Annotated in this window: 13 protein-coding genes and 1 other annotated feature; of the genes, 6 read left to right on the forward strand and 7 right to left on the reverse strand. The window is 41.4% G+C overall.

Annotated elements, in window-relative coordinates; genetic code table 11:
* Nucleotides 1–56 precede the first annotated feature (56 nt).
* The 3 genes from ABWP91_RS17685 (at nucleotide 57) to ABWP91_RS17695 (ending at nucleotide 1,686) form a co-directional block, all read left to right on the forward strand.
* Nucleotides 57–524, forward strand: a complete 468-nt coding sequence (locus ABWP91_RS17685; RefSeq protein WP_353244348.1) for a PcoE/SilE family metal-binding protein — start codon at nucleotides 57–59, stop codon at nucleotides 522–524.
* 201 nt (nucleotides 525–725) lie between these two features.
* The gene (locus tag ABWP91_RS17690) at nucleotides 726–965 is read left to right on the forward strand and encodes a hypothetical protein (RefSeq protein ID WP_353244349.1); all 240 of its coding nucleotides are present in this window, start codon (nucleotides 726–728) and stop codon (nucleotides 963–965) included.
* A 55-nt stretch (nucleotides 966–1,020) separates the two neighbouring features.
* On the forward strand, nucleotides 1,021–1,686 hold the full coding sequence (locus ABWP91_RS17695) for a hypothetical protein (protein ID WP_353244350.1): 666 nt from the start codon (nucleotides 1,021–1,023) through the stop codon (nucleotides 1,684–1,686).
* Nucleotides 1,687–1,936: 250 nt separating this feature from the next.
* On the opposite strand, the gene thrC is transcribed toward ABWP91_RS17695, so the two are convergent.
* From thrC to thrL, 4 genes are all read right to left on the reverse strand, one after another.
* On the reverse strand, nucleotides 1,937–3,232 hold the full coding sequence (gene thrC, locus ABWP91_RS17700) for a threonine synthase (protein WP_353244351.1): 1,296 nt from the start codon (nucleotides 3,230–3,232) through the stop codon (nucleotides 1,937–1,939).
* A gap of 3 nt (nucleotides 3,233–3,235) precedes the next feature.
* On the reverse strand, nucleotides 3,236–4,165 hold the full coding sequence (thrB, locus tag ABWP91_RS17705) for a homoserine kinase (protein WP_353244352.1): 930 nt from the start codon (nucleotides 4,163–4,165) through the stop codon (nucleotides 3,236–3,238).
* Between the two features lie 3 nt (nucleotides 4,166–4,168).
* Nucleotides 4,169–6,628, reverse strand: a complete 2,460-nt coding sequence (gene thrA / locus ABWP91_RS17710) for a bifunctional aspartate kinase/homoserine dehydrogenase I (protein WP_353244353.1) — start codon at nucleotides 6,626–6,628, stop codon at nucleotides 4,169–4,171.
* 24 nt (nucleotides 6,629–6,652) lie between these two features.
* Nucleotides 6,653–6,775, reverse strand: a sequence feature (Thr leader region).
* The gene (gene thrL / locus ABWP91_RS17715) at nucleotides 6,714–6,809 is read right to left on the reverse strand and encodes a thr operon leader peptide (RefSeq protein WP_206084511.1); all 96 of its coding nucleotides are present in this window, start codon (nucleotides 6,807–6,809) and stop codon (nucleotides 6,714–6,716) included. Its footprint overlaps the feature before it by 62 nt.
* 1,024 nt (nucleotides 6,810–7,833) lie before the next feature.
* On the opposite strand from thrL, the gene arcA reads away from it, so the two are divergent.
* Complete coding sequence (gene arcA, locus ABWP91_RS17720) at nucleotides 7,834–8,550, forward strand: two-component system response regulator ArcA (protein WP_206084510.1); 717 nt, start codon at nucleotides 7,834–7,836, stop codon at nucleotides 8,548–8,550.
* Nucleotides 8,551–8,618: 68 nt separating this feature from the next.
* Here the strand turns inward: arcA and creA are convergent, their stop codons facing one another.
* Complete coding sequence (gene creA / locus ABWP91_RS17725; protein ID WP_219245667.1) at nucleotides 8,619–9,095, reverse strand: protein CreA; 477 nt, start codon at nucleotides 9,093–9,095, stop codon at nucleotides 8,619–8,621.
* 179 nt (nucleotides 9,096–9,274) lie between these two features.
* Between creA and robA the strand changes: the two genes are divergently transcribed.
* Nucleotides 9,275–10,189 (forward strand): MDR efflux pump AcrAB transcriptional activator RobA, encoded by a 915-nt coding sequence (robA, locus tag ABWP91_RS17730; RefSeq protein ID WP_353244354.1) that lies wholly within the window; start codon nucleotides 9,275–9,277, stop codon nucleotides 10,187–10,189.
* Nucleotides 10,190–10,229: 40 nt separating this feature from the next.
* On the opposite strand, the gene gpmB is transcribed toward robA, so the two are convergent.
* A complete protein-coding gene (gpmB, locus tag ABWP91_RS17735; RefSeq protein WP_353244355.1) occupies nucleotides 10,230–10,877 on the reverse strand; it encodes a 2,3-diphosphoglycerate-dependent phosphoglycerate mutase GpmB in 648 nt (215 codons plus the stop codon).
* A 52-nt stretch (nucleotides 10,878–10,929) separates the two neighbouring features.
* Here gpmB and yjjX point away from each other — a divergent pair, with 52 nt between their 5' ends.
* Nucleotides 10,930–11,466: an inosine/xanthosine triphosphatase gene (yjjX, locus tag ABWP91_RS17740; protein ID WP_219245664.1), complete on the forward strand. Its 537-nt coding sequence runs from the start codon at nucleotides 10,930–10,932 to the stop codon at nucleotides 11,464–11,466.
* A 296-nt stretch (nucleotides 11,467–11,762) separates the two neighbouring features.
* On the opposite strand, the gene trpR is transcribed toward yjjX, so the two are convergent.
* Nucleotides 11,763–12,080 carry a trp operon repressor gene (gene trpR, locus ABWP91_RS17745; RefSeq protein ID WP_353244356.1) on the reverse strand — a complete coding sequence of 106 codons (318 nt, stop codon included), beginning with the start codon at nucleotides 12,078–12,080 and terminating at the stop codon, nucleotides 11,763–11,765.
* Between the last annotated feature and the right edge of the window lie 244 nt (nucleotides 12,081–12,324).

Raw genomic sequence — 12,324 nt, forward strand, 5'->3', positions numbered from 1 at the left:
ATGTTTGCATTATTATCACCTTATTGAAAATACATTTAATTAAATAAGGACAGATAATGAAGAAAGTTATTATTGCATTAAGTTTTATTGTTGCGACTACTAATATTGCAAGTGCGCAGTCAGACATGAGTGTTCATAAAAATGCAGCCACTGCATTAACATTTACTGAAAATAATAGTTCGCCAACTAACCAGCATGCAATCCAACAACATTTAAGCCAAGCTGGTATTAATATTGAGAAAAATATTCATAGTGGTACTGCATTTTCTCAATTAGATAGCCATGAGAAAGCGGCTATAGCCTTAAGTTTCACTCAAAATAATACATCCCCCACAACACTAAGCAGTATACAATCACACCTTGAAAAATCAAAAAACTTCAAACCAAACCAAGCCAAATCAGCGACTTTATTTGCTGATATGAATGAACATGAAAAAGCAATTGTTATGCTCAATTTAAATAAAAATAGTTCATCTGAATACATTCAAAATGAAATAAAAAATCATTTAAAAGCATTAAATTGATTTTTATATAAGCCATATTATATTCATGATAATAATATGGCTTTCACCTCACTACTCACTCTAAAAATTAAACCCATCATTTTATATTCACTTTCAATAAATTTAATGAATTAATTAACTCGTTACTCTATTGAATATTACAAATAATTATTTAAAATTTTTTATGCAGTTTATTTAATTCACTTTAAACAAGGAATTTATATGCATAAAACATCTATTTTAATTATATCTTTATTATTTCCAATTTCTTCTTTTGCAGCAACATACTTTCTCTCATTATTAGAAACGCCACCATTAGCGACATCTGAGCTTTGGCAGAATCATGGCGGTAATGGTGGGAATGGCGGTAACGGAGGCCATGGAGGGAGCGGTGGAAGCGGAGGCAATGGTGGAAATGGCGGCAACGGAGGAAATGGTGGCAATGGTGGCAATGGCCATTAATTAATTATACCAATCAATATTTCCCCCTTACCTAAAGGGGGAAATGGAGGCGCTTATGAATAACCAATCAACCCTATCATTCTGCTCTCTATTATTAATGAGTATATCTATCACAAGTCACGCTACTAACTCTTTTAATTTATTGATTAATTGCTTATCTCAGGAAGCCACTGCCATCATTAATGCCCCGTCTTCCCCATTCCATTGCGGACCAATACTTCAAAAAGAAAATTCTTTTCAATTGATTTATCAAGAAAATACCTCGAACAGTGGACAAAATGGCACAAACGGCAGTAATGGTAGTAGTAGCAATGGCGGAGCTGGAGGCGACGGACAAAACGGTGGAAATGGGGGGAATGGTGGAAACCATACAACTCAGAGCCACGGCAACCATGGTGGAAACGCAGCACCAGGAAGCAATGGTAATGGGGGCAATGGCGGCAGTGGTGGTGTCTATGGTGGTGATGGGGGCAATGGGGGAAACGGTGACGGCAGAGGAAATGGCGGAAATGGTGGAAATGGTTCTGTCAATGGTCACGGCGGTAACGGGGGCAATGGAGGATTAAATGGTGGAAATGGAGGCAATGGAGGTGATGGTTCAGGAAATGGAGATGGCGGAAAAGGCGGTGATGCAGGACCAAACGGTGGCAAAGGGGGAAAAGGTGGGCGCGGTGGTTCTGATGGCGGACGTGATGGTGATGATGGCTGGAGTTCAATTTAATCAATAATACCATGATGATACTAATTAATTAGCTATCCGTTAAACAAAAACGGAAGCCTAAGCTTCCGTTTTGACTGCTGACAAACCGATTAGGTTTGACTGCAGGTTGGATTAGTTTTGAAAATAGACGAGGAAAATCAACTCATTGATTTTCGGCTGATAACACAAAGCAGGAAAAACCACGCTTTTATCCTGCTTTGTCAACAACCTCAACGGAAGCCTAAGCTTCCGTTTTGACACCACAATCCGCTTATTGCTTAGGTGCTAATTTCATTAAAAATTCACGTAACCTTGTAAAATCAGAAGGTAATAAGTGAGATAACAGAGGCAAATCTGCACGCTCTGCTAATTCTTTCGGTAAAGGAATCTGTTTATTTAAGATCTCCTCAACGCTTTCTTTGAATTTAGCGGGGTGAGCTGTACCTAAAAATAGGCCATATTCACCTGCTTGCAATTGATCACGCAACACGCGATAAGCAACTGCCGCATGGGGCTCTGATAAATACCCTTTTTTATCCAATTCACGAACAGTGTCTTTTGTCACTTCATCGTCAACTGCACCAAACCCTAGCTCTTTCAACGACCAACCTTTGCGGCGAAAGATCTCTTCAATACGCGGCCAGTTATTTGGCTGACTCACATCCATTGCGTTAGACAAGGTTGCAACTGTTTGATGCGGTTTCCACTCACCTTCGACTAAATAACGCGGAACCGTGTCATTTACGTTGGTTGCTGCAATAAAGCGCTTAACGGGTAATCCCATGGATTTAGCCAATAAACCTGCGGTTAAATCTCCGAAGTTACCGCTTGGAACCGAGATCACTAAATGATCACGTTTTTCAGCAGGGATCTGCGCAACGGCTTCAAAGTAATAGCAGATCTGCGCTAATAAGCGGCTAATATTGATCGAATTTGCAGAGTTTAAGAATAATGCTTTTTTCAGTTCTTCATCATCAAACGATTGCTTAACTAATGCCTGACAAGCATCAAAGTCATCTTTAATCGCTACTGTGTGAATATTTTCACCCAGTGTACAGAACAGTTTTTCTTGCAGTGGGCTAATTTTGCCTTCTGGGTAGAGGATCACGACTTGGACGTTATTTAAACGATAGAACGCATGCGCCACCGCTGCGCCAGTATCGCCAGACGTTGCCGTTAAAATCGTAACGGGTTGCTCACCCGCCACTTGCCCCAGAGCTTGCGCCATAAAGCGCCCACCGAAATCTTTAAAGGCTAATGTTGGGCCATGATATAGCTCGAGAGTTGCGACATCGTCTTCCACTTTAGAAACTGGTGCAGGGAAAGCAAATGCCGCTTTCACTCGCGCGGCAAGCTCAGCTTCTGGAATTTCATCACCAATAAATGTGCTTAGAATTTTACTACTGCGCGTAACGAAATCTAATTTTAATAATTCTTCAATTTCTGCCGCGCTAAATTCTGGCAAATCTTGTGGAAAAAACAGGCCTTGCTGCTTACCTAAACCTTGTTTGACGGCTTGCGCGAAGCTGACTTGTTCGGTGTTATCTTTTAAATTATACAGTTTCATTGTTTACCCTATTGTCCTTGCCCCGGCGAGATCCAAACGGCAGATATGCACAAAGCCTTCATCATTCTGAATATAATGTTGTTGCAAATACGTGGCCATTTTTTCGGCGATAAGTTTGTCATCACAAATAGCAAATAATGTTGGCCCTGAGCCAGAGATCCCGCAAGCTAATGCACCGATTTCTTTAGCGTTTTGTCGAGCCTCAGCAAAGCCGGGCAGTAATTGTGTACGGTATGGTTCTGCGACCACATCTTGGATCATCGTCGCCGCCAACAATGGCTGATTAGTATGACAAGCGTGGATAAAGCCCGAGAGATAACGCCCATGATTGACGATATCATGACGCGGATAGCTGTTTGGTAAAATAGCACGCGCTTCAGCTGTCGAGACTTTAATTCCCGGATATGCCATCACCCAATACCAATTGTCAAATGCAGGTACTGGCTGGGAAATGATGCCATTTTGCTCGATAATCAGCTGTAACCCACCGAGGAAACACGGCGCAACGTTATCGTAATGCACGCTACCCGAGATACGCCCTTCCAATTCCCCCATCATGCCAAGCAGCTGCGTGTCATCAAACGGTTTTTCTGCGAATTCATTCAGCGCCATCAGTGCTGCAACAACAGAACATGCACTCGAGCCTAAGCCTGAGCCAATTGGCATATTTTTTTCCAGCGTCATTGTTACATTCAGCGGTTTCCCCAAACGCTCACAGAACAACTGCCAACATTGGTAAACGATATTGTGTTCATTTTTCTTTGGTAGCTTAGAAACAAATTTACCTTTATTGGTTAACGAAAATGTCTCTGCCGACTCGACAGTCACACAATCACCTAATAGTGAACCATCAGCAGGTGAAACCGCCGCCCCAAGGACATCAAACCCGACGCTAACATTACCAATTGAAGCAGGTGCATAAACTTTAATCACTTATTAAACTCCCAATTTCCATGACAGAGTACGTAACATATCTGCAAATACACCAGCTGCGGTAACATCATTACCTGCACCATAACCTCTTAATACTAAAGGAATTGGTTGGTAATAACGCGTATAAAAAGCCAATGCGTTTTCGCCATTTTTGACTTTAAAGAGCGGGTCATTGCCATCGACAGCAACAATCTTAACTTGGCAGCGCCCTTCTTCTATCAAACCAACATAGCGTAACACTTTTTGCTCTGCTTCTGCGGCTTTTATACGCGCAGCAAATTGGGCATCAAGTTGCGGTAAACGCGCCATAAACTCTGGAACTGGACCTGAACTGTCAAAATCAGCAGGAAGAACGGCTTCAATTTGAATATCTTGTAACTCTAAATTGTATCCTGCTTCACGGGCTAAAATTAATAACTTACGTGCAACATCCATCCCTGATAAATCATCGCGAGGGTCTGGCTCAGTAAAGCCTTTTTCTTTTGCTAATGTGGTGGCTTCAGACAATGACATGCCTTCATCTAACTTACCGAAAATAAAGGATAATGAACCAGATAAGATGCCGCTAAAATGTACCAACTCATCGCCTGCATTGAGTAAGTTTTGCAGGTTTTCAATAACTGGCAGGCCAGCACCTACGTTAGTATCATATAAAAACTTACGCTTTGATATTTCACTTGCGGTACGTAATTGATGGTAATAATCCATGGATAACGTGTTTGCTTTCTTGTTCGGTGTTACCACGTTAAAACCATCTTTTAAGAAATTCACATATTGCTCAGCAATTTCTTGGTTAGAGGTACAATCGATGATCACTGGGTTTAAGAAATGATATTCACGCTCTAAGCGGATCAAGCGGCTCAAACTGAATGGCTCTTTCGCTTGTGCTAATTCTGCTTTCCAGTTATCAAGGTCAATGCCTTGCATATTGGTCAACATCGCACGTGAGTTAGCGATACCACACACACGTAGGTCGATGTGTTTTTGCTTCAACCATTGCTGTTGGCGATGAATTTGCTCGATCAATGCGTTACCCACGCCGCCGACACCAACAATAAAGGCTTCAATCACTTGTTCTGCATTGAACAGCATTTGATGGCAGAGACGAACGGCGGTTGTCGCCGACTCATTAGCAATTACCGCAGAAATAGAGCGCTCAGATGAGCCTTGGGCAATTGCAACAATATTAATATTGCCACGAGTCAATGCAGAGAAGAAACGCGCTGAGATGCCTTTTAACGTGCGCATACCATCACCAACCACGGAGATAATCGCCAGTTGTTCCATCACATCCAGCGGGTCTAACACGCCATCTTTAAGCTCTAAATAGAACTCTTCCTCAAGAGCACTACGAGCACGCAACAACTCCCCTTGTGGTACACAGAAACTGATGCTGTACTCAGACGATGACTGAGTAATCAACACAACTGAGATACCTTTGCGGGACATCACGGAGAAAATACGCGCTGCCATCCCAACCATCCCTTTCATACCCGGCCCGGAGACGTTGATCATCGCCATGTTGTTCAGGTTAGTAATCCCTTTTACAGGCGTACTGTCATCAGTTTGACCATCGCCAATCAAAGTACCAGGAGCGCTTAAGTTAGTGGTGTTTTTAATCAGGCAAGGAATTTGGAATTGGGCAATTGGGGCAATAGTGCGAGGATGAAGAACTTTTGCGCCGAAATAAGACAACTCCATGGCTTCTTGATACGACATCCCTTTTAATAAACGGGCGTCTGGTACAAGACGTGGGTCACAAGTATAGACACCATCCACGTCAGTCCAGATTTCACAACAATCTGCACGTAAACATGCGGCTAATACGGCAGCTGAGTAGTCTGAACCATTACGGCCTAAAACGACTAACTCCCCTTTCTCATTACCCGCAGTAAAGCCCGCCATTAACACAAAGTGGTCTTTAGGGATATTCAGGTCAGCAATTCGCTTCGTTGATTCATTGATATCAACTGTAGACTCAAGGTAATGCCCCTTTGCTAATAAACTTTCGACAGGATTGATTACCGTGACGTTATGGCCCCGTGCTTTTAAAACGGACTCCATAATGGCGATTGACAGTTTTTCACCACGACAAATGATTGATGCGTTAATGCTATCAGGGCATTGGCCTAGAAGAGTAATACCATGCAGTACTTGTTTGATTTGCGCGAATTCTTGTTCTGTGAGTTTTTTCAGTCGGTCATATTCGAAACCGGGCTGTTTTTCTTTCAATCCTTTTAGTAGGTTAGCAAAAATCATTTCTGCATCATTCACATGCGTGATGACATCCTGGCCTGCAACCGTTTTATCAATCATTGCAACGAGATGGTTAGTGATTTTTGCTGGTGCCGACAGCACCAAAGCCACTTGCCCATCTGCTAATTTACTTTCAGCGATGTCAGCAACATTCAGTACTCGTTCATCGTTCGCAACCGAAGTACCGCCAAATTTAAGCACACGCATGGTATTTCTCTCCTGAATTAACACCAAAAAAAAAACCGCATCTGGTAAGGGATGCGGGCTTTTTCATTTTTATTTTTTGGATGCGTCAGCCCGCCCCGTTTCCTGTGGTTACGGTGGTGGTGGTAATAATAATAGTCAGGCTGATATTACGCATAAATTCTGTCTGTCTCATTTGGTTCATTAGGTTTCTCCCTATACGGTTAAAGCAATTGCTATAATTTGTCAAATTTATTTGTAAAAACGCACCACTGGAATTGCCTTTTTTTGATTAAAAACTATCTACATAAAGAACCTAATTTTGAATAAAAAGAGAAATAGCACAGAAAAAGCAGTTTTAAACACTGGGTATAACTAAAATATTGGTCAAATATATTTTTGCGAATTTAAATTTAAATTAGGCTATTAAATAACCAATAATAACGTGTGACCTAACTTTGTTGTGAGCAAGGTACATCTTCCAAAAACAAAAAATTTATCGTTATTCTGCTTCATCTACCTAAGCCCCCCCCCACAATTAAGTATTTTTACTTAAACGGATGATTTTATTGAACATCAAAAAACAAAAAAACCAATGAATATGTTTCTTAATTGTAAAAAAAAATCATTTAATAAAAATAAAATAGGTGACTTTCCTAATTAAACACCATAAAAACCCAAGCTAAAGGCGTTAATGTTACATTCCCGCTATCACTGAGCCCCTAAAGCTTTCTTCTAGCAATACAAGGAACCCTTCGGAATTCGAGCTAGCTCACAAATTGTGCATTATTAATAATGCTATATTTAGCGCGCTAAAAACTTAATGCTTTAATATCAACCTCAAACAGGAATCCCTCTCATTACCTTCTGCAATTTTAAGCACCTATCCGATATCTAAACAGTCAGTTAATTTATATAATTATCTCCCTAACAATTTTTGTTAACGTGCTACAATTGATTTTGATATGTATCAACAAAAGTTAGTTTTTTAGGTGGTAAATGCAGTATTAGCTGTTATATTGCTGTTAACAGCCCAATATTGGGAGAGTGCTTATATTTTGATTCACTTTTAGAGTCAATTGCTAGAAACGGCAACATAAAGTCACTGTTGAATTTCAAAACAAATTTATACTCATGAACGTGTTTTTCCAGAGAACAATATCAATAACCACCTAACTGGAAACGGCTTGTGAGTTCAGTATTTTTATTTTAATACTTAGGTAGCAACTATGCAGACCCCACACATTTTGATTGTTGAAGATGAGATTGTCACACGCAATACGCTAAAAAGTATCTTTGAAGCGGAAGGCTATGTGGTCCATGAGGCAACTGATGGCGAAGAGATGAATAACATCCTCTCTGAGCATGACATCAATTTAGTCATCATGGATATTAACTTACCAGGTAAAAACGGTTTATTGCTGGCTCGTGAGTTGCGTGAACAAGAAAGCATCGCTTTAATGTTCCTAACAGGCCGTGATAACGAAGTCGATAAAATCCTTGGCCTCGAAATCGGTGCTGATGACTATATCACCAAACCATTTAACCCACGCGAACTGACCATTCGTGCGCGTAACTTGTTATCTCGTACCATGAATTTAGCAGGTGGCACTGAAGAACGTCGCCTTGTTGAAAGTTATAAATTCAATGGTTGGGAATTGGACATTAATAGTCGTTCATTAGTCAGCCCAGCAGGTGAACACTACAAATTACCACGTAGTGAGTTCCGTGCGATGCTACATTTCTGTGAGAATCCGGGCAAAATTCAAACCCGTGCTGACTTACTGAAGAAAATGACTGGCCGTGAATTAAAACCACACGACAGAACCGTTGACGTGACGATCCGTCGTATTCGTAAACACTTTGAATCGACTCCAGACACGCCTGAAATCATCGCGACCATTCACGGTGAAGGCTATCGTTTCTGTGGTGATTTAGACGAATAATTAGCTAGCTAATTTTCCGACATAAAAAAGCACCTTTATAGGTGCTTTTTTATGCTCATCACTCAATACTACCAAGGCATAATCGGCACTGCACTTAAGGCATTTTTGGGAGAGCCGTCGATCATTTTGTCTGAGTAGGTTAAATAAATCAGTGCATTCCGTTTTGGGTCGTAAAAACGTACAACTTGCAGTTTTTTGAAGACTAACGACGTTCTTTTCTGGAAAACAACCTGGCCTTTTGTTGGTTTACGTTTTACACGGTCGCTCAATTCAATGGGACCAACTTGTTGGCAGGAAATTGCCGCATCAGACGTATCTTCCGCTAACCCTAACCCCCCCTTGATCCCGCCCGTTTTTGAACGACTCAAATAGCATGTCACATTTTCAACATCAGGGTCATCAAAGGCTTCAACAACAATTTTATGGTCTGGCCCAAAAATTTTAAACACAGTATCCACTGAACCAACTTCTTCAGCGAGCGCTGAACCAGACGCTGCCGCTAACAACGACGCAAATACGATTTTTTTTAACGTGGAAAAACGCATACTGGGTTTCCTATTCAATTTACACCAATAAAACACCGTTACAGGGTTAATTATTTACTTTTCTAACTAATTCCCAAATACAACTCATTTACTATAAACGAAAAAGATAACTTGATATAGAATAGCAATTCATTGATAGATTATATCTGTTCTATAAGTCGCATTGGCTGGGGATATACATGGATCAAACTAATATTATTCGCGACTTGCTTCGCTGGATAGATGATAACCTCGATAAACCGCTTTCGCTGGATAATGTTGCTGCAAAAGCAGGCTACTCTAAGTGGCATTTACAACGAATGTTCAAAGAGGTCACCGACCAAGCGATTGGGGCTTATATTCGAGCGAGAAGGCTTTCTCGTGCTGCGGTAGCATTACGCTTAACTAGCCGCCCGATTTTAGATATTGCGCTGCAATATCGCTTTGACTCGCAACAAACATTTACGCGCGCCTTTAAAAAGCAGTTTAATTTAACACCCGCTTTTTACCGCCGTAGTGAAGAGTGGTGCGCTGCGGGTATTTGCCCGCCGATTATTTTAGATAATCACATCAATATTGACCATGAATTTATCGCAATGCCTGAATTAGCATTGGTTGGCTTAGAACAAAGCTGTTCATATGCATTAGAAGAATGGTCAACAGCCTGCTCAAAAATGCGCCAAACGTTCTGGCATTATTATCTGGACAATACAGCAACGATTGCCTCAGAGGTTTTTGGCTTGCACCATGCAATCCATAATCCTGAAAAAGAAGATGAGCAGACCGTGTTTTACACGACAGCTGTGAAGCCTGAAGATGCGAGTTTCAATACCGAACAGTATGCGAATATCACGCTACCAAGTGGAAATTATGTCAAATTTTCATTCAGTGGCGTGCCAACTCGTGATGCGCTACAAGAGTTTTTGTACCAGATCTATGGGGTTTATTTACCAAAACTCAATTTAACCCGTCGGCCAGGTTATGACATCGAACATTATCGATTAAAAAACATTGAGTTACACAATGTTAAACCTGATAGTGATGACCCAAAAACGCACATTGATACGTTTGATTATTATGTGCCTATCAAAACAGATGTTGCCGTAGCCGCATAATTGAAAGGCGTTTCAACATTGAAGCGCCTTTTTTCTATCACTAACCTTGTTGTTCGTCCAATGCAGGTTGCGTTAAATGGGTCACTTCCCCTGCCGTTTCAACAATCCAGCCATTGGCTAACCAAGGGCTGTTTTGGTAGTCCACACGCGATAACGAGCAGTTACGTAGGCGTAGGCGACGTTCTGAATACGCAGGGACGCCCATAATACGGCTAATCAAGGAACTCAATGCAATCCCATGACTAACCAGTAGTGGTCGGCTACCTTCGGGTAAATCTAAGCAGCTATTGAGCGCCGCAAACATACGGGTGTAGAGCTCTTCCATGGATTCACCATTGGGAATACGCCCGCCGTGAGTGCCATCAACCAAGCTTTTGCGCCATTGTTCTTCTTCTTCCGTCAATGATTCAATCGCTCTTTGTTCCAGCACGCCCATATTTAGTTCACGTAGACGCGGTTCTGTGATAATTTCACATCCGCATACACTTGCAATGATTTGTGCAGTTTCTAGTGTGCGCCCCATATCACTAGTGATAATATGGGTAATGCCTTCTGATTTTATCCTTTCAGCCACTTGCTTTGCTTGCAATCGTCCCGTGGCTGTCAGAGGGCTATCAGATTGTCCTTGGATGCGGCGAGCCAAATTCCATTCAGTTTCGCCATGGCGAACAAGATAAACCTGTAACATAGATGTGTTCCGTTATTACTTTTCGAAGTATGTGTTCAAAGGAAAATAATGAATGTACCAAGTTATAGCTGCAACGACTAACCCTGCCAAAATTAAAGCGATCCATCTAGCTTTCGATGCTGTATTTGGGCCAGGCAGTTATCAAATTGAAGATATTAACGTCGATAGCAGTGTTCCACAGCAACCTATCGGTAATAATGAAACCCGTACAGGCGCTAGACAACGCGTGATGGCTTCAAGACAAGTTCGCCCAGAAGCTGACTTTTGGGTCGGTATTGAAGCGGGTATTGATGATGATATGACTTTCGCTTGGATTGTCATTGAACACAAGCAAATTCGCGGTGAATCTCGCTCTGCAAGTATTATGATACCAGAAAAAATTCTGGCAGGTATTCGCGAAGGTCGTGAACTCGGCGATGAAATGGCCTTTTTGACGGGCATCGATAATATCAAACAACAAGGTGGAGCCATTGGTTTTTTCACTGACGGTGTATTAACCCGCACCAGTGTTTACCAACAAGCCTTAATATTGGCTTTGGTTCCCATTAAGCATGAAATTTATAAAGAGCTAAACCAAGTCGAAGACTAATTATACTCAAAATAATTAAAATTGCATGTAGGCAAAAGTGCCACTTTTATACACACCAAAGTATGGGAAACCATACTTTTTTTATGTGTACTTATTTGAAATACGACAAATATTTAAAATATGTTAGCAAACGAAGCCAACATCCCTACAATTTGAAGTATAACGAATAAGATATTCTAAATAATTCAGATTGTAGGTAGGCGGCGAGTGGCGCTAAGCCCTAGGAGCATACACGAGTATGTGACTAGGGTTAGCAAGCGAAGCCAACACCCCTACAATTTGAAGTATGACGAATATCAGAGGAGTTGCTGCTCCAGCCACGCCTTCACTGGAATAGGCGCTGACTTTAAACTATTTGACCCACGTGTAATCGTCGCTATTCCAACTCCGAGCTCATTTTTCAGTTCTCGTTGGCTCATTTCGCCACGCATCAGTTCTTGCACGATCCTTACCCGAGTTGCTAAAGCCGTTCGTTCATCTGGAGTAAGCAGTAATTGCAGAACTGACAATTGAATATCTTGTTCAAAGGCCAGTTGAAGTAAATTTACAAAGCGCAGCCAGTCAGCGTTCTCATCGGCTGTTAGCGCCGGATCATGGTGTTGATTTGCTGTCATCGTTTATCCATCCATACTATTTAACTAGTACAAATAATAGCACACTCTGATTAGAAATCATCAACCAAACGCTACTCATGATTCAACAACACAAAAAACAACCAAATTTCATTTAGTTACTTCATTAATACGCTAAATAGTTTGAGTTGTGACTAGGCGACCAGCGAGGATAGCTCGGGGAGTATACAAAAGTATGTGACTAGGGTTAGCAAGCGAAGCCAACACCCCTACAATTCGAAATATG

Origin of the sequence: Providencia sp., from assembly GCF_040396775.1 — a bacterium.
Classification (GTDB): Bacteria; Pseudomonadota; Gammaproteobacteria; order Enterobacterales; family Enterobacteriaceae; genus Providencia.